This is a genomic window from Pseudomonas sp. RIT409 (assembly GCF_003052515.2).
In the GTDB taxonomy this organism is placed as follows: domain Bacteria; phylum Pseudomonadota; class Gammaproteobacteria; order Pseudomonadales; family Pseudomonadaceae; genus Aquipseudomonas.
The window spans coordinates 47,611-67,952 of sequence record NZ_QARE02000002.1 but is presented as its reverse complement, the minus strand read 5'-3'; the positions used below and the strand labels follow the sequence as shown (position 1 = coordinate 67,952).

The following is a 20,342-nucleotide window of genomic DNA, read 5'->3' as shown; positions in this document are numbered from 1 at the left end:
CCACCGGCATGCTTCACTTATCTAAACGTTGTTAACAGAGTTATCCACAGGCTGTCTTGCCGATTGAGGCAGGCGCCCCATCAAGGAAGAACTCATGCCGTTGTTCGAAAATGCCGGGCAGTCGCCTGCCGAGCTGGAAGCCCGCTTGCGCCTTCATCGATTGCCCGAGATCGGTTCCAGACGTTTCAAAATCCTCATCGATGCCTTCGGCAGCGCGTCCGCCGCGCTCAGTGCGCCTGCCTCGGCCTGGCATTCATTGGGCCTGCCCACCGCCAGCGCGCAGGCCAGGCGCGACCCGGCTGTAAGGGATGGCGCCAGCGCCGCATTGGCCTGGCTAGAGCGGCCGGGCCAGCATTTACGGATGTGGGACGACGCTGATTACCCCGCGCTACTCGCAGAAATCCCCGACCCTCCACCCCTGCTCTTCGTCGCCGGCGATCCCGCGCTTCTGGACCGTCCACAGCTCGCCATGGTCGGAAGTCGACGCGCTTCCAAGCCAGGTTTGGATACCGCCGCTGCCTTTGCCCGCAGCCTGGCAAGTGCTGGATTCGTCATCACCAGTGGCCTTGCACTGGGCATCGACGGCGCCGCCCATCGAGGGGCGCTTGAGGGAAATGGCGCCACAATCGGCGTACTGGGAACGGGCCTCGAAAAACTTTATCCACAGCGGCATCGCGCGTTGGCGGCTGACATGATGGCCCGAGGGGGCGCGGTCATTTCCGAGTTGCCGCTGGATACTGAACCTCAAGCGAGCAATTTCCCGAAACGCAACCGTATCATCAGCGGGCTCTCGCTCGGCGTGTTGGTGGTCGAAGCCAGCGTGGCCAGTGGCTCGCTGATCACGGCGCGGCTTGCTGCGGAACAAGGTCGAGAGGTGTATGCGATTCCTGGGTCGATTCATCACCCTGGCGCCCGAGGCTGCCACCAATTGATTCGAGACGGCGCCATACTCGTTGAAACCATCGAGCACATTCTCGAGGGGGTACAGGGTTGGAAAAACCTTCCGCCCTCGCCGGCACCGGGGCAAGGACGGGCAGTGCCCGATCATCCGCTTCTCGCCTTGTTGCACGCGGCGCCGCAGACCAGCGAGACCTTGGCGAGCAACCTTGGCTGGTCATTGCCCCGGGTTCTGGCTGCGCTGACGGACTTGGAACTCGAGGGTTGCGTGGTGTGTGAGGCTGGACGATGGTTTGCCCGGGCGCGCTGAGGTTACACTGCCCGCCAGCGTTAAATCGGAGAGCGAACGATGGTCAGCAGTTGGCGTGTGCAACAAGCCGCACAAGAGGTTCGGGCCGGGGCGGTGATTGCCTATCCAACCGAAGCGGTTTGGGGGTTGGGATGCGATCCCTGGAATGCCGAAGCGGTGTACCGCTTATTGGCAATCAAAGAGCGGCCGGTGGAGAAGGGGCTGATTCTGATCGCGGACAACATTCGCCAGTTCGACTTTCTCTTCGAGGACTTTCCCGAGCTGTGGATTGACCGCATGGCCAGCACCTGGCCTGGGCCGAATACCTGGCTGGTGCCGCATCAGGGGCTATTGCCCGACTGGATCACTGGAGGGCGCGATACCGTTGCTCTGCGTGTCAGCGATCATCCCCAGGTCCGCGAATTGTGTGCACTGACTGGCCCGCTCATTTCAACGTCCGCCAACCCGACCGGCCGGCCAGCCGCCCGCTCTCGCTTGCGCATCGAGCAGTACTTTCATGGGCAACTGGACATGGTGCTCAACGGTGCACTGGGCGGACGGCGCAACCCCAGTGTGATTCGGGACTTGGTGACCGCCGAAGTGCTTAGAGCTGGCTGAGTTCGCTTCTTATTCTGGCCGAAGGCCGTAGGAGCGCGGCCCAGAGACGAGCGTGCTCCTACGCCCTTCGGGCAGAAGCGTAACGGGTGATGGCCACGCTCCGCGCCAATGCCTCATGGCACCAGAATGATTGACCCGGTGGTGCGCCGTCCGGAAAGGTCGGTATGCGCTTGAGCTGCGTCCTTCAACGCATATTTCTTGAGGTCATCGACCTTCACCTTGCCACTGGTGACCATTGCAAAAACCTCGTCGGCCATCGCTTGCAGGGCTTCAGGGCCGTTGGCGTAGGAGCCGAGCGTCGGACGGGTGACGTACAGCGAGCCCTTGGAAGCCAGGACGCCAAGGTTCACCCCCGTCACTGCCCCTGACGCATTGCCGAAGCTCACCAGCAATCCTCGTAGCTCCAGGCAATCCAGCGATGTTTCCCAGGTGTCTTTACCCACGCCGTCGTAGACGACCGGGACCTTCTTGCCATCTGTCAGTTCGAGCACCCGCTTGACCACATCTTCCTTGCTGTAATCGATCACTTCCCAGGCACCCAGCGCTTTGGCATGAGCGGCCTTCTCCGCGGAACTGACGGTGCCGATCAAACGCACGCCAGCCGCCTTCGCCCATTGGCAGGCAATGGACCCGACCCCACCGGCCGCCGCGTGAAACAGGATGGTTTCTTCAGGACGGATTTCGTAGGTCTGACGGAACAGGTATTGGACCGTCAGGCCCTTGAGCATGATCGCAGCTGCCTGTTCGAAACTGATGTCGTCTGGCAGCTTGACGACGTTGGCAGCGGGCGTCAGGTGCAATTCTGCGTAGCTGCCCAGCGGGCCAGTGCCGTAGCCCACGCGGTCGCCCACCTTGACGTGAGTGACTTCACTGCCGACGGCCTCGACCACGCCAGCCCCTTCATTTCCCAAGCCCGACGGCATGGAGGCAACGGGGTACAGGCCGGTGCGGAAGTAGGTCTCGATGAAGTTGACGCCAATCGCCTTGTTGCGCACGAGGACCTCTTTCGGCCCCGGTCCGGCAGGTTCGAAGTCAACGTATTCGAGGACTTCAGGGCCGCCATGGGCGCGGAACTGGATACGCTTTGCCATATGCTTTCTCCGTCATGGATCGAAACGGCTGGAACAAAACTGAATGCCGTGAAGGGATGTATCGGACTCCTTCGTTCGGACTTCGTCAACTGCGAGGCTGGTCGAGCAGGTGTATGCTACGCGCCAATTTCGAAGCACCGTTACTTCAAGGTACCGCCATGTCTTTCCGTACTGATGCCGTCAAAGCCTACCTGCTCGATCTACAAGACCGGATCTGCGCGGTCCTGGAACACGAAGACGGCAGCGCTCGTTTCGTCGAAGACGCATGGGAGCGCCCAGCCGGTGGAGGTGGCCGGACCCGGGTGATCGAAAACGGCGAGGTGTTCGAGAAAGGCGGCGTGAATTTTTCCCATGTTTTCGGCGCGGGCCTGCCGCCTTCCGCCAGCGCCCACCGCCCCGAGCTGGCGGGCCGGGGCTTCGAAGCGCTGGGCGTGTCGCTGGTGATGCACCCACATAACCCTCATGTTCCGACCTCCCATGCCAACGTGCGCTTTTTCATCGCCGAGAAAGAGGGCGAAGAACCGGTCTGGTGGTTCGGCGGTGGTTTTGATCTGACCCCCTATTACGGGGTGGAGGAAGACTGCATCCACTGGCACCGTGTGGCCGAGCAGGCTTGTGCTCCGTTCGGGGCCGATGTCTATCCGCGTTACAAGGCCTGGTGCGATCGGTACTTCCACATCAAGCACCGCAATGAACCGCGTGGTGTGGGCGGTCTCTTCTTCGATGATTTGAACGAGTGGGATTTCGACACCAGTTTTGCCTTCTTGCGCGCCATCGGTGACGCGTACATCGAGGCGTACCTGCCCATCGTGCAACGTCGAAGATCCGCGCCGTACACGCCGCAGCAACGCGAATTCCAGGAGTTCCGGCGGGGACGTTACGTGGAATTCAACCTGGTCTACGACCGTGGCACGCTGTTCGGTCTGCAGTCGGGCGGGCGTACAGAGTCGATCCTCATGTCATTGCCGCCTCAGGTTCGCTGGGGTTACGACTGGAAAGCCTCGCCAGGCAGCGAAGAAGCGCGTTTGACGGAGTATTTCCTGCAAGACCGGGACTGGTTGGCCGAGGAGGCCCGATGATGACAGATCAATACGTGGTTTTTGGCAATCCCATCGCTCACAGCAAGTCGCCATTGATCCATCGCCTGTTCGCCGAGCAGACCGGTGAAACCCTGGAGTACCGAACGTCGTTGGCACCCCTGGATGACTTCACGTCTTTTGTCAGGCGGTTTTTCGAAGCGGGTCGTGGTGCCAACGTCACCGTGCCATTCAAGGAAGAGGCCTATCGTCTGGCCGATCACCTGACTGAGCGAGGCCGTCGCGCGGGTGCGGTGAATACCTTGGCACGTCAGGCGGACGGCAGTTTGTTGGGAGACAACACCGACGGCGCCGGGCTAGTGCGGGACTTGAAAGTGAATCATGGCGTGGCGTTGAGCGATAAGCGCATTTTGTTGCTCGGTGCGGGCGGCGCGGTGCGAGGTGCGCTGGAGCCGTTGCTCGCGGAAACGCCCCACGTACTCGTCATCGCTAACCGCACGGTGGAAAAGGCCGAGCAATTGGCAAAGGAATTCAGTGATCTTGGCCCCGTGCTGCCTGCCGGTTATGACTGGCTCGAAGAGCCTTTCGATATCATTGTCAACGCGACCTCGGCCAGCCTGGCGGGGGCGCTTCCGCCGATTGCTCCCAGCCTGATTCAGCCGGGCAAGACCTTCTGTTACGACATGATGTATGCCAAGGAGCCAACCGCGTTCTGTCGTTGGGCCTCGGAGCATGGTGCCGCACAAGCGGTCGACGGTCTTGGGATGCTGGTTGAGCAGGCCGCCGAGGCCTTTTACCTATGGCGTGGCGTCCGTCCGGAATCGGGGCCGGTGCTGACAGCATTGCGGCGGCTGATGGCTGAGGCGTGATCTGACCTCTGCCGTACGTTCACCCAATCCCTTTGACCAAATGATCGTTCCCGCGCAGAGCGTAGGAACGATCACAGACCCACCGCGCTTTCAAAGGGCTGTCAGGATCACAGCTTCGCTTTGACGGCTGGCAACGCCTCCTTGCCGTCGATGGTTTTCACCCCTTCGAGCCATTTTTCCAGCACCGCCGGGTTGGCCTTGACCCAGCCTTTGACGGCGTCGGCGTTGCTGATTTTCTTGCTGTCCACTTCCTGCATGATGCTGTTTTCCATGTCCTGGGTGAACATCAGGTTGGCGAACAGCTTGGCCACATTGGGGCAGGCGTCGGCGTACCCTTTACGGGTCACGGTGTAAACACTGCCGGTATCACCGAAGTACTTTTCCCCACCCTTGAGGTAGTGCATACCTTGGATCTGGACGTTCATCGGGTGCGGCGTCCAGCCGAGGAAAACCACGAATTCCTTCTTCTTCACGTTGCGCTTCACTTCGGCGAGCATCGCCTGCTCGCTCGATTCGACCAGCTTCCAGTCGCCCAAGTCGAATTCGTTTTTCTTGATGATTTCCTGAATCGAGGCGTTGGCTGGAGCCCCCGACCCGATGCCATAAATCTTCTTGTGGAATTTGTCGGCGAATTTGTTCAGGTCGGCGAAGTCATGCACGCCTGCGTCATAGACATAGTCCGGGACGGCCAGGGTGAACTCGGTGCCCTCAAGGTTTTTTGCGTATTGCGTCACATCCCCGGTGGCGATGAACTTGTCGTAGAACCCCTGCTGCGCAGGCATCCAGTTACCCAGGAAGACGTCCATCTGACCGTCCTTGAGGCCACCGTAGGCAATGGGTACTGCCAGCGTGTCCACCTTGGTCTTGTAACCCATGCCGTCCAGTAGAAAACCCGCCGTCGCATTGGTCGCAGCGATGTCGCTCCAACCCGGATCGGCCATTCTCACCGTACTGCAGCTGGGTGCATCAGCGGCGTATGCGACGACGCTCCCCAGGCTCATCACCGCGACCGCCAGTGTTGTGAACAACTTCTTCATGGTGTGCCCCTTTTTGATTTTCTAGGTGTTGGCAGGGTTCAAGGTTGTGGATAACGGGCCTTGCGCTCCAGATCGTCCAGATCGATATGGTTGCGCATGTATTGCTGACTGGCGTCTACCAGCGGCTGGTGATCCCAACTCTTCAGCTTGCCGAGTGTCAGCGATTGGGCGACGAAGCGCCGACGCCGCTGACTGGCGAGCACCTGATGGTGTATCGCCGGAATGTCCCATTTGGCCTTCGCTTCGGCCAGGAACGCGTTGAACAGGTCGCGGTGGGTCTCGGAATGGCTCAGCTCCTCGCGTTCATTCGGATCGTTGTCCACGTCATACAGCAGACAGGGGTCTTGCTCCGAATAAATGAATTTGTACGCGCCGCGCCGAATCATCATCAGCGGGCTGGTGGTGCCCTCGGCCATGTACTCACCGAACACTTCGTCATGGCCGCCCTCGCCCTGCAGATGCGGCATGAGTGAACGTCCGTCCAGCGGCAGACCGGCTTCAAGCTCGCCATCGGCCAACGCGACAAAGGTCGGCAGCAGGTCAGCAGTGGAAACGGCAGCCTTCACCCGGCCGGGCTTGAACTGACCCGGCGCGTAAACCAGCAATGGCACGCGGGCGGACATTTCGAACCAGTGCATTTTGTACCAAAGGCCTCGTTCGCCCAGCATGTCGCCATGGTCGCCGGAGAACACCACGATGGTGTCGTCGGCCAGGCCGGTGTCTTCCAGGGTTTTCAGCAGCTTGCCGATGTTGTCGTCGATGTAGCTGCAAGCGCCGAAGTAGGCACGGCGGGCGTCGCGGATCTTGTCGTGCGACAGGGGCTTGTCCCACAGGTCGTAGACTTTCAACAGGCGCTGGGAATGCGGGTCCTGATCGGCCTGAGCAATGGGCGCGGCGGGCATCGGGATTTCGTCGTCGCTGTACAGATTCCAATAGTCCTTGGGAATGGTGTACGGGTCGTGCGGGTGGGTCATCGACACGGTCAGGCAGAACGGCTGGTTACGGTCTTCGCGTACCCGGTCGAATAGATATTGTTGAGCCTTGAATACCACTTCCTCATCGAAATCGAGTTGGTTGGTGCGCACACAGGGCCCGGCCTGCAGTACGGATGACATGTTGTGATACCAGGTTGGGCGCACGTCCGGTTCGTCCCAGTTCACGGCCCATCCGTAGTCGGCCGGGTAGATATCGCTGGTCAACCGTTCTTCGTAACCGTGCAATTGATCCGGGCCGCAAAAGTGCATCTTCCCCGATAGCGCGGTGTGATAACCCAGGCGACGCAGATAATGGGCATAAGTCGGTACATCGGCGGCGAAATCGGCCGCGTTGTCGTAGGCGCCGATCTTGCTGGGCAGTTGGCCGCTCACCAGGGTAAAGCGCGACGGTGCACAGAGCGGGCTATTGCAATAGGCAGCGTCAAACACCACGCCGTCGGCAGCGAGGCGACTCAAATTCGGCATCTTGATCGGGGATCGGGCGTAAATCGGCAACATCGGCGCGGCCATCTGATCGGCCATGATGAAAAGAATGTTCTTGCGCTTCATGTCTTCGCGGCATTCCATAGTGAATATTTATGCGAAATTGCTGGCTTAGAGAATGGAATCCAAGAAGTCAGCGGTAAAGCCCATAAAACGCAATGCCTAGGATAAGCCACGCTTATGTTTGATGCCCTTGGTGAGATCTCTTTGGATTTACTGCGAGGTTTCGAGGCCGCCGCCCGCCTGCGCAGCTTTACAGCGGCTGCCATCGAGCTCGGCACCACCCAGCCCGCCATTAGCCAACAAATCAAAAGGTTAGAAGAACAATTGGCAACGCGCCTGTTCGACCGCATTTATCGCGGCATTGAGCTGACCGACGCCGGCGAGATCCTCTTCAACCATGTACAAGCCGGTTTGCAGTCGATGGACGCAGGGCTGAGTCTCATCACTGAGCAGCATCAGCACGAGGTTTTGCAGGTCGCGACCGACTTCGCCTTTGCTGCCTATTGGCTGATGCCGCGTCTGCATCGTTTCCATAAGGAGAACCCCGACGTGGACGTCAGCCTCGTCACCAGCGAGCGCAGCCACAGCATGCTGCGTGCGGATATCGATGTGGCAGTGCTGTTTGGTGATGGACGCTTCAAACAGGGCGAGAGCCATTGGCTGTTCAGTGAGGAAGTGTTTCCGGTGTGCAGTCCTAAACTGATCGCCGGGCGTGAACTGCCGTTACGGCCCGAAGCGTTGAAGGAGTTTCCCCTGCTGCACTTGCGTGGCGAGGGCGGCAATAACTGGTTCGATTGGGGCGGCGTGTTTCGCGCCTTGAACATCGCTCAAGCGCCTGCGCCGGGGCAGTTGCGGTTCGACAATTACACGTTGCTGATTCAGGCGGCGATTGGCGGGCAAGGCGTTGCGATTGGCTGGCGGCATCTGGTGGATGATTTGCTGGATCAGGGCTTGCTGTGCCGTCCCGTCGAGGCTGCGGCTATTTCTGCTTACGGCTATTACATCGTTTTGCCCCAGCGCAAACGACGTGTACAGATTATGCAGCGGTTTGTCGATTGGTTAAGAAGTGAACAGACGATGAGCGGGGATTTGTTGGCGGGTAAGTCGTTGCCATCTATTGCGATCTGAAGCATTGACCTCAATTTATCCGTCCTGATTTTTGCCACTTAATCCAAATACCTAGGCCACTTCTAAAAATATATAAAGAAAACTCTTACAGCTTTGTCAGACGTGGCCGTATTGTCTAATTTTATAAAATGAGGCTACTTCGCCTCTTGAAGTTGTACTGATGTCAGGGAGGTCGCTCGATTGTTTAGCTAATGAAATCAGTGCGGGTATTGAGGAGGTACTACATGCAATTCAGGCTGCGGTTGATTTTGCTTGAAAGTAGAGTTGTTTTTATCGCGAGCTGGCGATGGCTCAACGAACGTTTGAGTCGCAGGGTTTTCAATGTCTTTCTCAATTTTATTCGATGGCTGCTCGTCGGGTATATCAGCCTGTTTTTTATCGGATTTTACAGCTTTGGATGGTTTCTTTAATTGAATCTTCTAACGGCGACTATAGGGAATTTAATAAATGCCTCAGAATTTAACAAAACAAGATTTGCAAACCTTGGATATACTGTTGACCTATGACTCTGTATCTACCATGTACGCAGTCCTGCAACAAAAAGGCTACCGTTATGCTGTTCTTGCGGAAAACGTGGTTAGCCAAAGCTCTGCCTCTGGCGCTGCTGCTGTTGGCTTTTTGAAAGCCACCGCGGAGCATGAAGGTGTTGCTGTATCAAGTGATACCCTCAATTTTATTTACACTAAAATGGCCCGAGGCTATCTGGATGCTCTCAATGCCCAATTTAATAGCCAAGGGGTCGTCAATAGGGATATCAACCATCGTGAGGCTTGGGATTTTCACAGCAAAGCCTTTGGCGCTTACGGTCTTTCAGCAGACGCCTGGACACTAAACTCGGTCTTCACTGTCGTGGCAAACGACGTTATGCGAGAGCGTTATTGGTCCGAGATACTGGCATCAGCGGGCGATCCAATAGCTGAAGCCGTGATCTTGGTAAAGACTGAAAACCTTATGGCGACTGCATCGGTAATTGGTAACTCTCAAATCAAAGCAATTGCGCAGGGCTGGCGTGCGCGAGTGGACACGCCCACGATGACTGCCGCCGTATTAAACGGCACCGCAGGAATGGTCGCTGATCGACTAAGTGGCCTCTTCAGAGATATATCCAACACTGTTTTGGGGCCGATTCCTCCTGAAACCGTCATCCCTGTTTGGGTACCTGCTCCGACGCCGACGCCATCGTCTACGCCAAACTCTACGGCTGCACCTTCGCCGATCCCACCTCCCCCTCGGCCGCCCGCTCCGCCAGTACGCAAGCCCCCGAAAAGGAGACCAAATCTGCCGCCTCCGACCACCCATCAAGGCCATCCTGGTAGTGGGTACGGACCCACTGTTTGGGGAAATACCGGACCGCGGTTCAGGCTAGACCCTTAAGCGACAGACATCCTGAAGTCTCCTCGCGCTACACGCGGGAAGCTTGAGGGTGTCAGGCGGTGTGATTCAGATGATCATTCTTCCCAACCCGCTCAGGGGATCGAGATGTAGCTATGGATACCTGATACCTTAACGCCACCCCTACTGACTGACTTCGACGGAGGAGTGAACATGTCATCCATTGAGGGCTATCACGCCCATGTTTACTTCGACGCCCAGACAATCGAGCAGGCGCGGGCTTTGTGTGAAACCGTTGCGGCGAAGTTTGGGATTCGCATGGGCCGTGTGCATGAACGCCCTGTCGGGCCGCATCCGGACTGGAGCTGCCAACTGGCATTTGCCCATGAGCAGTTCGCCGATGTGATGCTTTACCTAGCGCTGAATCGCAATGGATTGGTGATCTTTACGCATCCTCTGACCGGGGATGATCTGGCCGACCATACCGATCATGCGATATGGATGGGCGGCGTGCGCCAGTTGAATGTGGGGATGTTCAGGTAGTCATTGACTGGCGACAGCTGTCGTAGGAGCGCGCTTGTTCTGGGCCGCATTCGGACGATTGCGCAAGGTCAGTCAGTAGTGAGGGTGCAGACAGATCGCATCGCGGGCAAGCGCGCTCCTACAGTGCGTCATGCCCTAGTTCACAATGCCCCCCAGGATTTCATACACAATCCCGCTGCCCATCGCGACGAGCACGATGTCCGGACCCAGGAGGCGCCGCCTGCACCAGTGCGCTTGCGCTGACCAGCAACGCGCCCAGCCCGGCGACCAAACGCTTCGAGACTTTCATGCAGCGTGCTCCTGAGCAAATCCAATTCAGGCAAAAAAAGGGGCTCAGGCACAGGTCCTGAACCCCTTTGCTGTACTGCTTAGCGTGCTAACGAAGGTAGAGATTCCTCTGTATCAGGAACTTTACCTTCAGGATACGCGAGCCTTTCGAACGCCTTCAGCGAGGTCCGAACACAGTTTCAATACCCCGCTCACCGCCTGCTCAGGCGACTGTGCGTTGGCGATGTGATCGATCAGCGCCGAACCGACCACAACGCCATCGGCGACCCGTGCAATGGCGGCCGCCTGGTCCGGAGTGCGAATCCCGAAACCCACACTGATGGGCAGATCCGAGTGGCGACGCAGACGTGCTACCGCATCTTTGACGTGGTCGATGGTCGCCGACCCGGCGCCGGTCACGCCCGCCACCGACACGTAATACACAAAACCCGAGCTGCCATTGAGCACTGTCGGCAGCCGACTGTCGTCGGTGGTTGGCGTGGTCAGGCGGATGAAGTCCAGACCGGCGTCCTGGGCGGGATCACACAACTCGGCGTTATGTTCTGGCGGCAGATCCACCACGATCAGGCCATCGACCCCCGCCTCGTGCGCTTCTGAAATGAAGCGCTCAACGCCGTAGTTATGAATCGGATTGTAGTAACCCATCAACACCAGCGGGGTGGTGCTGTCGTCAGCGCGGAACTCACGCACCATTTGCAGCGTTTTTGCCAGGTTCTGCTTGGCGCCCAGCGCGCGGATGTTGGCCAACTGAATGGCCGGGCCGTCCGCCATGGGATCGGTAAACGGCATGCCGAGCTCGATGACGTCGGCACCGGCTTTCGGCAGCCCTTTGAGGATTGCCAGCGAGGTGTCGTATGCCGGGTCACCTGCGGTGATGAAGGTCACCAGGGCGGCGCGGTTGTGTTGTTTCAGCTCGGCAAAGCGAGTCTGCAGGCGGCTCATCAATGTTTCTCCTGCTGGGACAGATCCAAGTGGTGCATCACGGTTTGCATGTCCTTGTCGCCGCGACCGGACAGGTTGACCACCATCAGGTGATCCTTAGGCAGCGTCGGGGCGCGTTTGAACACTTCGGCGAGGGCATGGGCGCTTTCCAGGGCCGGGATGATGCCCTCCAGACGGCAGCACTGGTGGAAGGCGGCCAAGGCTTCGTCATCGGTGATCGAGGTGTATTCGACGCGTCCGATGTCATGCAACCACGCGTGTTCCGGCCCGATGCCAGGGTAATCAAGACCGGCGGAGATCGAGTGGGCGTCGATGATCTGGCCATCTGCATCCTGCAGCAGGAAGGTGCGGTTACCGTGCAGCACGCCCGGCACGCCGCCGTTCAAGCTGGCCGCGTGTTGCCCTGTTTCGATACCGTGGCCGGCCGCTTCCACCCCAACGATGCGCACGGTGGTGTCATCCAGGAAGGGGTGAAACAAGCCCATGGCGTTGGAGCCGCCACCGATGCAGGCAATCAGGCTGTCGGGCAGACGGCCTTCCTGTGCCTGGAGTTGCTCACGCGTTTCCTTGCCGATCACCGCCTGAAAATCGCGGACCATGGCCGGATACGGGTGTGGACCGGCCACAGTGCCGATCAGGTAGAAGGTGCTGTCGACATTGGTCACCCAGTCACGCAACGCTTCGTTCATCGCGTCTTTCAGCGTGCCGGTGCCCGCTACCACCGGAATGACCGTGGCGCCGAGCAGCTTCATGCGGAATACGTTTGCCTGCTGGCGTTCGATGTCGGTGGTGCCCATGTAGATCACGCATTCCAGACCGAACCGTGCGGCCACCGTGGCCGTGGCCACGCCGTGCATGCCCGCGCCGGTTTCGGCGATGATGCGCTTCTTGCCCATGCGTCGCGCCAGCAGAATCTGGCCGATGCAGTTGTTGATCTTGTGCGCGCCGGTGTGGTTGAGCTCTTCGCGCTTCAGGTAAATCTTCGCCCCGCCGCAGTGCTCGGTGAGACGTTCTGCGAAATACAGCGGGCTTGGACGACCGACATAGTCACGCTGGAAATAGGCCAATTCTTTCTGGAAGGCCGGATCGTTCTTCGCCGCTTCGTATTCGCGGTTCAGGTCGAGAATCAACGGCATCAGGGTTTCAGCGACGTAGCGGCCGCCGAAGGCACCGAACATACCCCGGTCGTCCGGGCCAGTGCGGTATTGGGTCTGAGTCTGGGACATGAGAACCTCCAGGTGACGAATGCATTGAGCCGTTAGGCAGTGCGCACACTTTAACCAGCGTCATGGCCGGTGAAAACCGATAAGATTGCCGCAACCTGTCAGAAAAACTCACAGATCATATGAGCCGGGAACTGCCACCTCTCAACGCCCTGCGCGCCTTCGAAGCCGCCGCTCGCTTGAACAGCGTTAGCCTGGCGGCTGAGCACCTGCACGTTACGCATGGGGCTGTCAGCCGTCAGATCAAGGTCCTTGAAGAGCATCTTGGGGTCAGCCTGTTCAGCAAGGAGGGGCGTGGCTTGAAACTCACAGATGCGGGTCTCAAGTTGCGCGAAGTCAGTGGCGAGGCGTTTGACCGGCTGCGCAGCGTCTGCAACGAACTGAGCCACGGCGGCGCCGATGCGCCATTCGTACTGGGGTGTTCTGGGAGCCTGCTGGCGCGCTGGTTCATTCCGAGACTGGGCCGTTTGAACGCGGACTTGCCTGATCTGCGCTTGCACCTGTCCGCGGGTGAAGGTGATCTGGATCCTCGTCGCCCCGGTCTGGATGCCCTGCTTATTTTTGCCGAACCTCCCTGGCCGGCGGACATGCAGGTTTACGAGTTGGCCCGTGAGCGGATAGGCCCGGTACTGAGCCCGCGCTTCGCGAGCTTCGAAGCGCTTCGACACGCACCGGCCGATGCTCTGCTGAGCGAGCCGTTGTTGCGGACACTTTCCCGGCCACAGGCTTGGCCCAGCTGGGCGAGGCATTGGCATATCGACCCTGACGCGCTCACCTACGGTCAGAGTTTCGAGCATTTGTATTATCTGTTGGAGGCGGCCGTTTCGGGCCTTGGGATTGCCATCGCACCGGAGCCGCTGGTGGCGGACGATGTGAAAGCAGGACGCCTCGCTGCGCCATGGGGTTTCAGCGAAACCCCGGCGCAACTGGCGTTATGGGTGCCCAAGCGGGTGGCTGACGGGCGGGCTCGACAGCTGGCCGACTGGCTCAGACGGGAGTTGGCCCGGCCAGGCCAGGCCTGATCAATTGCTGCGCTTGCACAGCAGGTAGGCGGCCAGCAAACCGATCGCGCCCACGGCCACACCGGCGGTGGTCCAAGGGTGCTCCTGAGCGTAGTCCCGGGTGGCAACGCTGGCTTCGCGGGTCTTGACCTTGGCGTCCTCGTAGACATCGCTCAACAGGCTACGCGAATGGCTCAGCGCGCTTTCAGCGTTGGCTTTGAGGGTCTTCAAGGTTTTGCGCGACTCGTCCGAAGCGTCCGATTTCAGGCTTTCCAACGACTTGAGCAAGCTTTCGATTTCAGCTTCCATACTTTGCAACGACGCTTTACGGGATGACGTGAATGCCATGATTGACTCTCCTGCGGTGATGGGTGGCGTGTGATGATTCCGACTACAGGGTTTTCAGAAAGTGCAGTGCGGTTTCGGTGGCGCGTTTTTTCTGAACTTTCCGGCCGCTTCGCCCGCCAGACAGAGACAGCGATTTTTCACTGCTACGCTGCAATCGAGACCACTTGAGGAGTTCTGCCATGTCTGATCACCACACGTACAAGATTCTTGAACTGGTCGGCTCATCGACCACTAGCACCGACGATGCAATTCAGAATGCCATCGCCCAGGCTGCCAAAAGCGTGAAGTTTCTGGAATGGTTCGAAGTGCTGGAGACCCGCGGTCACATCCAGGACGGCAAGGTGGCGCACTTTCAAGTGACCCTCAAAGTGGGTTTCCGCATCGACAACAGCTAATGAACTTTCAAACTGGCTGAATGCCATAATTTGCGCTACACAGACCGTGTCGCTTTTGAGAGCGGCGGGTCTCCTGTATCGGGCCGCCTCCTCAGGCGGCCCTTTTTGCGTCCGAGACGCCTGACCAGGGAGTGTGACCGATGAAGAAGATTCTTTTGGCGGTAGGATTATTGAGCATGGCAGGCACCACCTTTGCGGCGGGCAAGTCGTGCGATGACGTGAAAGCGGATATCGACGCGAAGATCAAGGCGAAGGGCGTTGCGTCCTACACCCTTGAGGCCGTCGACAAAGGCAATGCAGCAGATGGCAAGGTCGTCGGCACTTGCGAAGGCGGTAGTAAGGAAATCGTCTACAAGCGCGGCTGATTGGCCCATCGGAGCCTCTGAAAAACCGACGCCATCCGTGTCGGTTTCTCACGTGCCCTCCCCCCGTCACCCGACCTCATTCGGCTAGCTGTTTACCCGGGTCTTCAGCGTTTCGTCGACGTCGATGATCGTCCCAATACTTCCTCACCAGAGAGGCCCGGCAGAACGCTGAGCGTCCATCGTCGGCAATCCGGGGCCTGGGTACGATCATTCGACTGCCCTATTCACCGAAAAAGCATCCTGACCGTGGGGAGAGGGTTTTGAACCTCAGCCTCGTGCGACCTGCGCCAGAATCTCGTATGAGCGCAAGCGGTCCGCGTGCTCGTACATGTCACAGGTGAAGATCAGTTCATCGGCGTTGGTCTGTTCCAACAGGACGTCGAGTTTGGCGCGGATCTTTTCAGGGCCCCCTACCATGGCCAACCCCAGGAAATCCATCACCGCTTCGCGTTCGTGAGGCAACCACAAGCCATTCATGGTTTCGACGGGAGGCCGCTGCATCAGGCTCTGTCCGCGCATCAGGTTGAGAATGCGCTGATACACAGACGTCACCAGGTACTCGGCCTGCTCATCGGTATCGGCCGCTGCAAGCGGTACACCCAGCATCACGTAAGGCTTGTCGAGCACGGCCGAAGGCTGGAAGTGATTGCGGTAGACGCGGATGGCCTCATGCATGTAACGAGGGGCAAAGTGCGAGGCGAAGGCATACGGCAAGCCCCGTTGCCCCGCGAGCTGTGCGCTGAACAGGCTGGAGCCCAATAACCAGATCGGCACGTTGGTGCCGGTGCCGGGGACGGCGATGACCCGCTGATGAGGCTGGCGCGGCCCGAGGTAGCTCATCAGTTCCGCCACGTCGTCCGGGAAGTCGTCTGCGCTGCCGGAACGCTCACGGCGCAGGGCGCGGGCGGTCATTTGATCCGAACCAGGGGCTCGGCCCAAGCCCAGATCGATACGATCGGGGTACAAGCTTGCCAGGGTGCCGAATTGTTCAGCGATCACCAGTGGCGCGTGGTTAGGAAGCATCACACCGCCGGAACCCACGCGGATGGTCGATGTGCCACCGGCGAGATAGGCCAGCAGCGTGGATGTCGCCGAGCTGGCGATGCCATCCATGTTGTGATGCTCGGCCACCCAGAAGCGGGTGTAACCCCATTTCTCGACGTGTTGCGCCAGGTCCAGCGAGTTGCGCAGCGAGGCCGCCGGGCCTTTGTCTTCGCGCACGGGCACGAGATCGAGGGTAGAAATTTTCACATCAGTCAGGCGTTTCATAGGCTGTGGTGAATCCTCTTGGGAGGCTGAGTCGGGCGCCGAACTAAAAGCGGCGCGAGAACGAAGCCAGCGTTAAGCCTAAATATTTGCGTTAAGGCACTAGGATACGTCCGGATTCTGAGGTTGCAATGGGGTGATGGAAATTTCCTACTAATTTGGTCGGATTTATTCTTGGCCAGGCGAGATAAAGCACAGTTGTCACAACCTTTGAACTAAGAGCCGCCTACACTCCTCAGACTTTTGGTCAATGTGCGAGCCGTTCGCACTTATCACATGAGGAGACACCATGAGCATCGTCAAGAAAGCATCCGCCCATTGGGAAGGTGATCTGAAGTCCGGCATCGGTAGCATCTCCACGGAAACCGGCGTGTTGCGCGAAGCCCCTTACGGTTTCAAGGCGCGTTTCGAAGGCGGCAAAGGCACCAACCCTGAGGAGTTGATCGGCGCGGCCCACGCCGGCTGTTTTTCGATGGCCCTGTCGATGATCCTCGGTAACGCCAACCTCAAGGCCGACAGCATCGACACCCAGGCTGAAGTCACGTTGGATCAGGTCGATGGCGGCTTCGCGATCACCGCTGTGCATCTGATTCTCAAGGCGAAGGTTCCGGGAGCCACTCAGGAACAATTCGATGAATTGACCAAAGCGGCCAAAGAAGGCTGCCCTGTGTCCAAGGTGCTGAATGCCAAGATCACTTTGGACGCTACGCTCCTGAGCTGATCGGGCCGAACGCTTGCCCCCTAATGACCCGCTCGTGCGGGTCATTTGCGTTGCAGAACCCGGCGTGGGTCGCGCGGTCAGATCAAGGTCCCATGCACATCGCGCGGCGTCGAAGGAGTCAAGCATGAAACGCATCGCCATCACCCTGTTTCTCAGCGCACTGACCACCAGCGTGTTCGCCGCTCCCAAGCCTTGCGAAGAGCTCAAGGCCGAGATCGAAGCCAAAGTTCAGGCACAGAACGTCAGCTCGTACACGCTTGAGATCGTCAGCAATGAAGAGGTCCACGATCAGAACATGGTTGTGGGCTCGTGCGACAACGGCACGAGAAAAATCATTTACCAGAAAAACGATCGGTAGACGTTCTGCCAGACGAACATGCGCGGTTGGCCCGGCGATAGCGCTAGGGAATGCAGTAGATTTCCCCTTCATTCGCGAGCACCTTGCGCTGCTCGTCCCGCAGTTGCGCATCGATACTGTTAGCGATGTGGCGGACATCCAGACGGTACCGATGGCCGGCTTCGAAGTGGTCGTAGTCGATCGTGACGTAGCAGGTCAGCTCGTTGTAGATATCCATCGATAACCCCAACCCTCCTGGTGCGTACTCATAGTCGTAGCGCACCTCCAGCGTGTGTTTGCCGGGTGTCACCTGAAAATATCGACCGTCTTCCGTGCGTCTGCCATCAAGCTTATCGGCCATCAACGTCTTGCCTGTGTAGGTATGCAAGTCCACCCAGGCTTGTTGCGGGTCGACGGCAGGCAGCGGCCCCGCGCATCCGGCCAGCAGGCTCAAGGCTATGATCGACAGGGGCAAACGCATGACGGACTCCGCATTCAGGCAGTTGGACGAGGGTGGTTGCGTCAGAGGTCGGGTGTGCGGCATAACGCAGGCTTTATACCCTTCCTGTATTTCGACGTTAAGGCGCGCATGAATCGTTCGATGACCTTGTGGTTCCGGCGCGGCTTGCCGCTGCTGGCGATGTTACTCCTCGGCGGCTGCTCCAGTCTTTCCTATTACAGCCAATTGGCCCAAGGACAGCTTGCGTTGTTGCGCGCGCGCGAGCCGGTCACTCGAGTGGTCAACGACCCCCAGCGTGACCCGACGCTGCGTGCCCGCTTGCATACCGCACAGCAGGCCCGCGATTTTGCCAGCCAGCACCTGCACCTGCCGGATAACCAGAGCTATCGCCTGTATGCGGATATCCATCGGCCTTACGTGGTGTGGAACGTCTTCGCCACCGGCGAGTTTTCGCTCGAGCCCGTAACGCACTGTTTCCCCATCGCCGGTTGTGTCGCTTATCGCGGTTACTACGACCAGAACGCTGCGCGGGGAGAAGCGGCGTTGCAGAAGCTCGAAGGCAAGGACGTCTATGTCAGTGGCGTGGAGGCGTATTCGACACTGGGATGGTTCGACGATCCGATCATGAGCTCAATGATGACGTGGGGCGACGAACGCTTGGCAACGCTGATATTCCATGAACTGGCGCACCAACGGGTCTACGTCAAGGATGACAGCGAGTTCAATGAGTCCTACGCCACTTTCGTCGAAGAGGAGGGCACCCGGCAGTGGCGTGCTGCGCGGGGATTGCCGCCCGAGACGGCGTCTTCCGAGACCCGGCGGCGGGATCAGTTGACGCAGTTGGTGCTCGACACACGCGAGCGCCTGAAACGCCTCTACGCCGAACCCTTGAGTCCCGTCGTCATGCGCCAGCGCAAGGTGGCTGAGTTCGAACGTCTGCGGGCTCGGTATCGCGATTTACGCGATGGCCAATGGGGCGGCGACAAACGATTCGATGCCTGGGTGTACGCACCGATGAATAACGCCAGGTTGTTGCCTATCGGTTTGTACGACCAATGGACCCCCGCCTTCGCCGCGCTCTTCAGGCAGGTGCACGGCGATTGGTCTGCATTTTTTACCGCAGTGGAGCAACTGGGTGAGCTGCCTGCCGATAGGCGAAAGGCGGCGTTGGAGCGGTTGATGAAACCTGCTGGCTAACCCAATCTGTAGGAGCGCGCTTGGTCTAGGCCGCATTCGGACGATGGCGTAGTGTCTGTCACTGCAGATGCCTGAGACAGATCGCCATCGTCCGAATGCGGCGCCAGACCAAGCGCGCTCCTGCTCGTAGCATCTTCAGCGCTTCAAGAACGCCTGATGCAGTGCACTCAACGAGGCGAAATGGTAGGTCGGCGCTTCGGCTAGCAGTTCTTCTCGGCTGCCAAATCCGTACCCTACCGCCACGACGTCCAGCCCGTTGCGCTTGCCGCCGATCAGGTCATGCTTGCGATCACCGATCATCAGCGTTTGCTTCGGATCCAGCGCTTCCTCATCCAGCAGATGTCGGATCAGCTCGACTTTATCGGTGCGCGTGCCGTCCAGTTCGCTGCCGTAGATCACCTTGAAATGACGCGCGGAGTCGAAATGGCGGGCGATTTCGTGAGCGAAGACCCATGGCTTGGACGTCGCGATGAACAGCGTGCGTTCTTGATCTGACAACAGGTCGAGCAGCTCGAAGACGCCATCGAACACCCGATTTTCATACAGCCCGGTCACCTTGAAGCGTTCGCGGTAGAAACCCACGGCTTCCCACGCCTTGGCCTCGTCGAAACCGTAGGCGTGCATGAATTGCTCGAGCAGTGGCGGACCGATGAAGTGCTCCAGCCGGGCAATGTCCGGTTCCGCGATGCCCAGCTTGCTCAAGGCGTATTGGATCGACCGGGTAATGCCTTCGCGAGGGTCAGTCAGGGTGCCGTCCAGGTCGAACAGAATATTCTGGTAATGCATGGTATCTCTCAACAGCGTGAGGAGCGTTCAGCCGCAGCACGCTCCACGGAATGTTTTACCGAAACAGCGCGTGGCGCTTCAGCACGGCTGGTCGAAACCTTCGGCCAGGTGCTGGTCCTTGAGCTTGACGTAGTTGGTTGCGCTGTAGGGGAAGAACGCCAGTTCTTTCTCGGTGAGCGGGCGAACCTGCTTCACCGGCCGCCCCACATACAGAAAACCGCGCTCCAGCCGCTTGCCGGGCGGCACCAGGCTGCCCGCGCCGATGATCACCTCGTCCTCCACCACCGCGCCATCCATGAGGGTGCTCCCCATGCCGATCAGGATACGGTTGCCGATGGTGCAGCCATGCAACATGACCTTATGACCGATGGTCACTTCATTGCCGATGATTAGCGGGAATCCATCTGGGTTGAACGGTCCGGCATGGGTGATGTGCAGCACACTGCCGTCCTGAACGCTGGTGCGCGCACCGATGCGGATGCGGTGCATGTCGCCGCGAATGACCGTGAGCGGCCAGACTGAGCTGTCGGCACCGATTTCAACGTCACCGATGACAACCGCCGAATGATCGACGAAGGCCCGCTCCCCAAGGGTTGGCGTGTGATTCTGGAACGTGCGAATGGCCACAATAGGCTCCCTCTTTGGCACTGATAGCTCGGCTATCCCTGTTAGATAGCTGCGGTGAGCGTCG

23 protein-coding genes are annotated in these 20,342 nt (G+C 59.0%); 13 read left to right on the top strand and 10 right to left on the bottom strand.

Going from position 1 to position 20,342, the window contains the following annotated elements; all coding sequences use genetic code 11:
• The first annotated feature begins 94 nt into the window (after positions 1-94).
• Both dprA and DBP26_RS02850 read left to right on the top strand, forming a co-directional pair.
• A complete protein-coding gene (gene dprA, locus DBP26_RS02855; protein WP_108236352.1) occupies positions 95-1,207 on the top strand; it encodes a DNA-processing protein DprA in 1,113 nt (370 codons plus the stop codon).
• 39 nt (positions 1,208-1,246) lie between these two features.
• Positions 1,247-1,804 (top strand): L-threonylcarbamoyladenylate synthase, encoded by a 558-nt coding sequence (locus DBP26_RS02850; RefSeq protein ID WP_108236353.1) that lies wholly within the window; start codon positions 1,247-1,249, stop codon positions 1,802-1,804.
• Between the two features lie 113 nt (positions 1,805-1,917).
• On the opposite strand, the gene DBP26_RS02845 is transcribed toward DBP26_RS02850, so the two are convergent.
• Positions 1,918-2,895 carry an NADPH:quinone reductase gene (locus tag DBP26_RS02845; protein WP_108236354.1) on the bottom strand — a complete coding sequence of 326 codons (978 nt, stop codon included), beginning with the start codon at positions 2,893-2,895 and terminating at the stop codon, positions 1,918-1,920.
• A 158-nt stretch (positions 2,896-3,053) separates the two neighbouring features.
• On the opposite strand from DBP26_RS02845, the gene hemF reads away from it, so the two are divergent.
• Together hemF and aroE are read left to right on the top strand one after the other, a co-directional pair.
• On the top strand, positions 3,054-3,974 hold the full coding sequence (gene hemF / locus DBP26_RS02840) for an oxygen-dependent coproporphyrinogen oxidase (RefSeq protein WP_108236438.1): 921 nt from the start codon (positions 3,054-3,056) through the stop codon (positions 3,972-3,974).
• On the top strand, positions 3,974-4,801 hold the full coding sequence (aroE, locus tag DBP26_RS02835) for a shikimate dehydrogenase (RefSeq protein ID WP_108236439.1): 828 nt from the start codon (positions 3,974-3,976) through the stop codon (positions 4,799-4,801). Before hemF ends, aroE begins: the two co-directional genes overlap by 1 nt.
• Positions 4,802-4,908: 107 nt before the next feature.
• Here the strand turns inward: aroE and choX are convergent, their stop codons facing one another.
• Both choX and betC read right to left on the bottom strand, forming a co-directional pair.
• The gene (gene choX, locus DBP26_RS02830; RefSeq protein WP_108236355.1) at positions 4,909-5,838 is read right to left on the bottom strand and encodes a choline ABC transporter substrate-binding protein; all 930 of its coding nucleotides are present in this window, start codon (positions 5,836-5,838) and stop codon (positions 4,909-4,911) included.
• 38 nt (positions 5,839-5,876) lie between these two features.
• Positions 5,877-7,382 carry a choline-sulfatase gene (gene betC, locus DBP26_RS02825; protein WP_108236356.1) on the bottom strand — a complete coding sequence of 502 codons (1,506 nt, stop codon included), beginning with the start codon at positions 7,380-7,382 and terminating at the stop codon, positions 5,877-5,879.
• A 114-nt stretch (positions 7,383-7,496) separates the two neighbouring features.
• Between betC and DBP26_RS02820 the strand changes: the two genes are divergently transcribed.
• The 3 genes from DBP26_RS02820 to DBP26_RS02810 all read left to right on the top strand — a co-directional run bounded on the left by DBP26_RS02820 (position 7,497) and on the right by DBP26_RS02810 (position 10,322).
• On the top strand, positions 7,497-8,447 hold the full coding sequence (locus DBP26_RS02820; RefSeq protein ID WP_108236357.1) for a LysR family transcriptional regulator: 951 nt from the start codon (positions 7,497-7,499) through the stop codon (positions 8,445-8,447).
• Positions 8,448-8,894: 447 nt separating this feature from the next.
• Positions 8,895-9,821 carry a hypothetical protein gene (locus tag DBP26_RS26825; protein ID WP_146749659.1) on the top strand — a complete coding sequence of 309 codons (927 nt, stop codon included), beginning with the start codon at positions 8,895-8,897 and terminating at the stop codon, positions 9,819-9,821.
• Between the two features lie 171 nt (positions 9,822-9,992).
• Positions 9,993-10,322: a DOPA 4,5-dioxygenase family protein gene (locus tag DBP26_RS02810; protein WP_108236359.1), complete on the top strand. Its 330-nt coding sequence runs from the start codon at positions 9,993-9,995 to the stop codon at positions 10,320-10,322.
• A 417-nt stretch (positions 10,323-10,739) separates the two neighbouring features.
• Here the strand turns inward: DBP26_RS02810 and trpA are convergent, their stop codons facing one another.
• Both trpA and trpB read right to left on the bottom strand, forming a co-directional pair.
• Positions 10,740-11,552 (bottom strand): tryptophan synthase subunit alpha, encoded by an 813-nt coding sequence (gene trpA, locus DBP26_RS02805; protein ID WP_108236360.1) that lies wholly within the window; start codon positions 11,550-11,552, stop codon positions 10,740-10,742.
• Entirely contained in the window at positions 11,552-12,778 is a 1,227-nt protein-coding gene (gene trpB / locus DBP26_RS02800; protein ID WP_108236361.1) for a tryptophan synthase subunit beta, read from the bottom strand. The genes trpA and trpB overlap by 1 nt, the downstream gene beginning before the upstream one ends.
• Positions 12,779-12,897: 119 nt before the next feature.
• On the opposite strand from trpB, the gene DBP26_RS02795 reads away from it, so the two are divergent.
• Complete coding sequence (locus tag DBP26_RS02795; RefSeq protein WP_108236362.1) at positions 12,898-13,797, top strand: LysR family transcriptional regulator; 900 nt, start codon at positions 12,898-12,900, stop codon at positions 13,795-13,797.
• Here DBP26_RS02795 and DBP26_RS02790 read toward each other — a convergent pair whose 3' ends face one another.
• The gene (locus tag DBP26_RS02790; RefSeq protein WP_108236363.1) at positions 13,798-14,124 is read right to left on the bottom strand and encodes a DUF883 family protein; all 327 of its coding nucleotides are present in this window, start codon (positions 14,122-14,124) and stop codon (positions 13,798-13,800) included.
• Between the two features lie 179 nt (positions 14,125-14,303).
• Between DBP26_RS02790 and DBP26_RS02785 the strand changes: the two genes are divergently transcribed.
• Positions 14,304-14,519 carry a dodecin gene (locus tag DBP26_RS02785; protein ID WP_108236364.1) on the top strand — a complete coding sequence of 72 codons (216 nt, stop codon included), beginning with the start codon at positions 14,304-14,306 and terminating at the stop codon, positions 14,517-14,519.
• A 140-nt stretch (positions 14,520-14,659) separates the two neighbouring features.
• Positions 14,660-14,884, top strand: a complete 225-nt coding sequence (locus tag DBP26_RS02780) for a DUF1161 domain-containing protein (protein ID WP_108236365.1) — start codon at positions 14,660-14,662, stop codon at positions 14,882-14,884.
• Positions 14,885-15,151: 267 nt separating this feature from the next.
• On the opposite strand, the gene DBP26_RS02775 is transcribed toward DBP26_RS02780, so the two are convergent.
• Positions 15,152-16,153 carry an LLM class flavin-dependent oxidoreductase gene (locus tag DBP26_RS02775; RefSeq protein WP_108236366.1) on the bottom strand — a complete coding sequence of 334 codons (1,002 nt, stop codon included), beginning with the start codon at positions 16,151-16,153 and terminating at the stop codon, positions 15,152-15,154.
• 286 nt (positions 16,154-16,439) lie between these two features.
• On the opposite strand from DBP26_RS02775, the gene DBP26_RS02770 reads away from it, so the two are divergent.
• Both DBP26_RS02770 and DBP26_RS02765 read left to right on the top strand, forming a co-directional pair.
• Positions 16,440-16,871 carry an OsmC family protein gene (locus DBP26_RS02770; protein WP_108236367.1) on the top strand — a complete coding sequence of 144 codons (432 nt, stop codon included), beginning with the start codon at positions 16,440-16,442 and terminating at the stop codon, positions 16,869-16,871.
• Between the two features lie 124 nt (positions 16,872-16,995).
• Positions 16,996-17,229, top strand: coding sequence for a DUF1161 domain-containing protein (locus DBP26_RS02765; RefSeq protein ID WP_108236368.1), 234 nt, complete (start codon positions 16,996-16,998; stop codon positions 17,227-17,229).
• Between the two features lie 43 nt (positions 17,230-17,272).
• Here the strand turns inward: DBP26_RS02765 and DBP26_RS02760 are convergent, their stop codons facing one another.
• The gene (locus tag DBP26_RS02760; RefSeq protein ID WP_108236369.1) at positions 17,273-17,689 is read right to left on the bottom strand and encodes a hypothetical protein; all 417 of its coding nucleotides are present in this window, start codon (positions 17,687-17,689) and stop codon (positions 17,273-17,275) included.
• A gap of 120 nt (positions 17,690-17,809) precedes the next feature.
• On the opposite strand from DBP26_RS02760, the gene DBP26_RS02755 reads away from it, so the two are divergent.
• Positions 17,810-18,865, top strand: a complete 1,056-nt coding sequence (locus DBP26_RS02755; protein ID WP_256601163.1) for an aminopeptidase — start codon at positions 17,810-17,812, stop codon at positions 18,863-18,865.
• A 135-nt stretch (positions 18,866-19,000) separates the two neighbouring features.
• On the opposite strand, the gene DBP26_RS02750 is transcribed toward DBP26_RS02755, so the two are convergent.
• Together DBP26_RS02750 and DBP26_RS02745 are read right to left on the bottom strand one after the other, a co-directional pair.
• The gene (locus tag DBP26_RS02750; protein WP_108236371.1) at positions 19,001-19,651 is read right to left on the bottom strand and encodes an HAD family hydrolase; all 651 of its coding nucleotides are present in this window, start codon (positions 19,649-19,651) and stop codon (positions 19,001-19,003) included.
• Between the two features lie 78 nt (positions 19,652-19,729).
• Complete coding sequence (locus DBP26_RS02745) at positions 19,730-20,278, bottom strand: gamma carbonic anhydrase family protein (RefSeq protein ID WP_108236372.1); 549 nt, start codon at positions 20,276-20,278, stop codon at positions 19,730-19,732.
• Positions 20,279-20,342 lie beyond the last annotated feature (64 nt).

What these genes read in the sequence shown, in the direction of transcription:
- dprA (WP_108236352.1), top strand. Translation starts at nt 95, where the DNA reads ATGCCGTTGTTCGAAAATGCCGGGCAGTCGCCTGCCGAGCTGGAAGCC.
- DBP26_RS02850 (WP_108236353.1), top strand. Translation starts at nt 1,247, where the DNA reads ATGGTCAGCAGTTGGCGTGTGCAACAAGCCGCACAAGAGGTTCGGGCC.
- DBP26_RS02845 (WP_108236354.1), bottom strand. Translation starts at nt 2,895, where the DNA reads ATGGCAAAGCGTATCCAGTTCCGCGCCCATGGCGGCCCTGAAGTCCTC.
- hemF (WP_108236438.1), top strand. Translation starts at nt 3,054, where the DNA reads ATGTCTTTCCGTACTGATGCCGTCAAAGCCTACCTGCTCGATCTACAA.
- aroE (WP_108236439.1), top strand. Translation starts at nt 3,974, where the DNA reads ATGACAGATCAATACGTGGTTTTTGGCAATCCCATCGCTCACAGCAAG.
- choX (WP_108236355.1), bottom strand. Translation starts at nt 5,838, where the DNA reads ATGAAGAAGTTGTTCACAACACTGGCGGTCGCGGTGATGAGCCTGGGG.
- betC (WP_108236356.1), bottom strand. Translation starts at nt 7,382, where the DNA reads ATGAAGCGCAAGAACATTCTTTTCATCATGGCCGATCAGATGGCCGCG.
- DBP26_RS02820 (WP_108236357.1), top strand. Translation starts at nt 7,497, where the DNA reads ATGTTTGATGCCCTTGGTGAGATCTCTTTGGATTTACTGCGAGGTTTC.
- DBP26_RS26825 (WP_146749659.1), top strand. Translation starts at nt 8,895, where the DNA reads ATGCCTCAGAATTTAACAAAACAAGATTTGCAAACCTTGGATATACTG.
- DBP26_RS02810 (WP_108236359.1), top strand. Translation starts at nt 9,993, where the DNA reads ATGTCATCCATTGAGGGCTATCACGCCCATGTTTACTTCGACGCCCAG.
- trpA (WP_108236360.1), bottom strand. Translation starts at nt 11,552, where the DNA reads ATGAGCCGCCTGCAGACTCGCTTTGCCGAGCTGAAACAACACAACCGC.
- trpB (WP_108236361.1), bottom strand. Translation starts at nt 12,778, where the DNA reads ATGTCCCAGACTCAGACCCAATACCGCACTGGCCCGGACGACCGGGGT.
- DBP26_RS02795 (WP_108236362.1), top strand. Translation starts at nt 12,898, where the DNA reads ATGAGCCGGGAACTGCCACCTCTCAACGCCCTGCGCGCCTTCGAAGCC.
- DBP26_RS02790 (WP_108236363.1), bottom strand. Translation starts at nt 14,124, where the DNA reads ATGGCATTCACGTCATCCCGTAAAGCGTCGTTGCAAAGTATGGAAGCT.
- DBP26_RS02785 (WP_108236364.1), top strand. Translation starts at nt 14,304, where the DNA reads ATGTCTGATCACCACACGTACAAGATTCTTGAACTGGTCGGCTCATCG.
- DBP26_RS02780 (WP_108236365.1), top strand. Translation starts at nt 14,660, where the DNA reads ATGAAGAAGATTCTTTTGGCGGTAGGATTATTGAGCATGGCAGGCACC.
- DBP26_RS02775 (WP_108236366.1), bottom strand. Translation starts at nt 16,153, where the DNA reads ATGAAACGCCTGACTGATGTGAAAATTTCTACCCTCGATCTCGTGCCC.
- DBP26_RS02770 (WP_108236367.1), top strand. Translation starts at nt 16,440, where the DNA reads ATGAGCATCGTCAAGAAAGCATCCGCCCATTGGGAAGGTGATCTGAAG.
- DBP26_RS02765 (WP_108236368.1), top strand. Translation starts at nt 16,996, where the DNA reads ATGAAACGCATCGCCATCACCCTGTTTCTCAGCGCACTGACCACCAGC.
- DBP26_RS02760 (WP_108236369.1), bottom strand. Translation starts at nt 17,689, where the DNA reads ATGCGTTTGCCCCTGTCGATCATAGCCTTGAGCCTGCTGGCCGGATGC.
- DBP26_RS02755 (WP_256601163.1), top strand. Translation starts at nt 17,810, where the DNA reads ATGACCTTGTGGTTCCGGCGCGGCTTGCCGCTGCTGGCGATGTTACTC.
- DBP26_RS02750 (WP_108236371.1), bottom strand. Translation starts at nt 19,651, where the DNA reads ATGCATTACCAGAATATTCTGTTCGACCTGGACGGCACCCTGACTGAC.